Below are 3,441 nucleotides of genomic sequence, written 5' to 3' on the forward strand. Positions count from 1 at the left end.
CTTTACATGACCCAGAACCGCACCAAATATCCCTTTTATTGCGTGATGTGCGGAGGGATGGCTTGTGAGAGCAGCAGCGCTGTACGGCATCCTCGGGACCGCTGTCCCTGTCCGTGGCCATGACGGCGCTGCTCGCCACCCCCGCCACCGGCAGACCGCTCGCCGCGCCACCGACCGCACGCCCCACCGCCATGGCCGCCGCCGGGCCCCCGGCGCCGACCGCCGTCGCGGCGGCGGCGCCCGCCTGGTCCGCCTCGTTCGGCTCCACCGCCTCCGCCGTGCTGACCTCCCCCGCGCTGGCCGTGCCCCGGGGCGGCGCCGCCGAGGCCCGCGGGGTGATCGTGGCGGCCCGGGAGGCGGGCGTCCGGGGCATCGCCTTCGGCCGCTGCCCGAGCTCCGAGGAGCTGTCGTCCGATGTCCGCTGCGGCACCGTCTCCGTACCGCTGGACTACGCGCGGCCGCACGGCAAGCACATCCGTCTCACCGTCAGCCGCGTCCGCGCCTCCGGGCCCAAGGCCCGGCGGCAGGGCGCGCTGGTCTACAACCCGGGCGGACCGGGCGCGTCCGGCATGACGTTCCCCGAGTACGCCGCCGAGGACGGCTTCGGCAAGACGGCCGCGGTCTACGACTTCGTCGGCTACGCGCCCCGCGGGGTCGGCGGCTCCGCACCGGTGTCCTGCCGGCGCCCGGAAGCCTTCGCCAAGACGCCGACCAGCTCCCCGCAGCACCCCTCCGCCGCGTTCAAGCGGGCGATGGTGGCGCGGGCGCGCGCGTACGCCCGGGGCTGTGTGCGCCGTACGGGGGCGGCCCTGCGGCACATCACCACGCTGAACAACGCCCGCGACCTCGATGTGCTGCGCGCCGCGCTCGGCGAGAAGCGGCTCACCTTCGTGGGTGCCTCGTACGGCACGTACTACGGCGCCGTCTACGCGACGCTCTTCCCCCGCCATGTGCGCCGCATGGTGTTCGACAGCGTGGTCAACCCCGGCCCCGCGCAGATCTGGTACCGCAACAACCTGGACCAGTCCCTGGCCTTCGAGCGGCGCTGGGCGGACTGGCGCCGCTGGACCGCCCGGCACCACGCCGTCTACCACCTCGGCACGACCCCCGCCCGGGTACTCGCCGCGTACCGGAAGGCGGCCCACCGCCTGGCGCGGAAACCGGCGGGCGGCCGCGTCGGCACCGGGGAGCTCCAGGACGCGTTCGTACGGGTGGGCTACAACGACGCCTACTGGGACCCCAGCGCACGGGCCCTCGCCGCCTATCTGCGGGGCAATCCCCGGCCGCTGATCGCGCTGGCCGCGTCCGAATCCGGGGACGCGGTGGCCGACGAGAACGGCGCCGCCGTCTACACCGCCGTGGAGTGCAACGACGCGCCCTGGCCGCGCCGCTGGGCGAGCTGGAACCGGGAGAACACCGCCCTCGCGCGCCGCGCGCCCTTCGAGACCTGGGACAACGTGGCGATGAACCTGCCCTGCGCCTACTGGCCGCTCGGGCACGACACGCCCATGGACGTGACCGCCCGGCCGGGGCTGCCGCCGGTGCTGCTGCTGGCGGCCGAACGGGACGCGGCCACTCCGTACGCGGGCGCCAAGGAGCTGTGGCGCAGACTCCCCGGCGCCTCCCTGGTGACCGAGCGGAAGGCCGGTACCCACGGCCTGTGGGGCGGCCCGAACGCCTGCGTCAACCGCAAGGTCGATACGTATCTGCTGACCGGGAAGACGCCGGGCCGGACCGCCTCCTGCGCACCGCGCCCGGCACCGGAGCCTCGCCCGGCCCCGGTGCCCGAGTCCGGCAAGCAACCCGCGCTCCCCGGAGGCCCGGGGGCGCCGTGACGGTCAGGGCCGTGACCTCAGGGCCTCAGGGCCTCAGGGCCGTGACCGTCAGGCCAGACCGGCGACCAGTTCGGAGACCGGCTTGCGCCGCCCGGTGTAGAACGGCACCTCCTCGCGCACATGACGGCGCGCCTCGGAGGCGCGCAGATGACGCATCAGGTCGACGATCCGGTGCAGCTCGTCCGCCTCGAAGGCCAGGATCCACTCGTAGTCGCCGAGGGAGAACGACGCGACGGTGTTGGCGCGCACATCGGGGAAGCCGCGCGCCATCTTGCCGTGGTCCGCGAGCATCGTGCGGCGCTCCTCGTCGGGCAGCAGATACCACTCGTAGGACCGTACGAAGGGGTAGACGCTGACGTAGTCGCGCGCGTTCTCGTCCGCGAGGAAGGCGGGGATGTGCGACTTGTTGAACTCCGCCGGGCGGTGCAGCGCCATGTTCGACCACACCGGCTCCAGGGCGCGGCCGAGCCGGGTGCGGCGGAAGAGGTTGTACGCCTCCTGAAGGGCGTCGGAGGTCTCCGAGTGCCACCAGATCATGACGTCCGCGTCCGCCCGCAGCCCCGAGACGTCATAGGTGCCGCGCACGGTGACGTCCTTGGCGGCGAGCTGCGCGAAGAGCTGCTCGACCTCGTCGGCGTAGCCGGTGCGGTCCTCCGGCAGCACGTCGCGCAGCCGGAACACCGACCACAGGGTGTAGCGGATGACCTCGTTGAGGTCCTTGGCCTTCTTCCCCGCGTTGGGCGCCTTGGACGACGTGACGGTGTCGGGGGTGTCGGGGGTCTCGGGAGCAGCAGTCATGGTGCCTATTCTCGCTCTCCGCCGACGGCGCCCGCCGCCAGGGTCGCCGTCAGCAGCTCGTCGGCGGCCGTGCGGGCGGATCCGATGCACGCGGGGATGCCGACGCCGTCGTAGACCGCGCCGCACACCCGCAGCCCGGGCAGCTTGGCGACCTCCGCGCGGATCCGGGCGACCCGCTCGAGATGGCCGACCGGGTACTGCGGCAGCCCGCCGTCCCAGCGGCTCACCCGGGTCGCCACCGGCCGGGCGTCGAGTCCGGTGGCCGCGCCGAGATCGGCGAGCGACATCCCCACCAGATCGGCGTCGTCGCGCTTCAGATGCTCCTCGTCCTCGAACCGCCCGATCGAGGTACGCAGCACGAAGAGATCGGGGGCGGCGTCGCGGAGCCAGCCCCATTTACGGCTGGAGAACGTGGCCGCCTTGATCGTGCGGCCGTCGACCGGCGGGACCAGGAAGCCGCTGCCGTCGGCGAGCGACGCCACGTCGTCGCGGCGGAAGGCCATGGTGATCAGCGCCATGGAGGCGTAGTCGACGGTGGCCAGCTCGGCGGAGGCGGCCGGGGAGTCGGCGGCCAGGAGCCGGGCGGCGGCGGGGGCGGGGGCCGCCACCACGACCGCGTCGGCCCGCAGCACCTCGCCGTCGGTGACGACGGTCCAGCCGTCGGCCGTGCGGCGCAGCTCTCGTACGGGGGCGCCGGTGCGGATCTCGCCGCCCCCGGTCCGTACGGCGTCGGCCACCGCGAGCGGCAGCCGCCCGATGCCGCCGTCGATGCCCATGAAACACCGGCCCGGCCCCGCCCTGCCGCTGG

Annotated in this window: 3 protein-coding genes; 1 reads left to right on the forward strand and 2 read right to left on the reverse strand. The window is 73.9% G+C overall.

The window, feature by feature from the left end; all coding sequences use genetic code 11:
* The first annotated feature begins 191 nt into the window (after window positions 1–191).
* Complete coding sequence (locus tag SSOG_RS11655; protein ID WP_009714420.1) at window positions 192–1,835, forward strand: alpha/beta hydrolase; 1,644 nt, start codon at window positions 192–194, stop codon at window positions 1,833–1,835.
* Between the two features lie 48 nt (window positions 1,836–1,883).
* Here SSOG_RS11655 and hemQ read toward each other — a convergent pair whose 3' ends face one another.
* Window positions 1,884–2,633, reverse strand: a complete 750-nt coding sequence (gene hemQ / locus SSOG_RS11660; protein ID WP_009714421.1) for a hydrogen peroxide-dependent heme synthase — start codon at window positions 2,631–2,633, stop codon at window positions 1,884–1,886.
* Between the two features lie 5 nt (window positions 2,634–2,638).
* Window positions 2,639–3,441: protoporphyrinogen oxidase (gene hemG / locus SSOG_RS11665; protein WP_063631558.1), on the reverse strand; the 803-nt coding region annotated here is incomplete at its 5' end.

The sequence above is a fragment of the Streptomyces himastatinicus ATCC 53653 genome (genome assembly GCF_000158915.1).
Lineage (GTDB): Bacteria > Actinomycetota > Actinomycetes > Streptomycetales > Streptomycetaceae > Streptomyces > Streptomyces himastatinicus.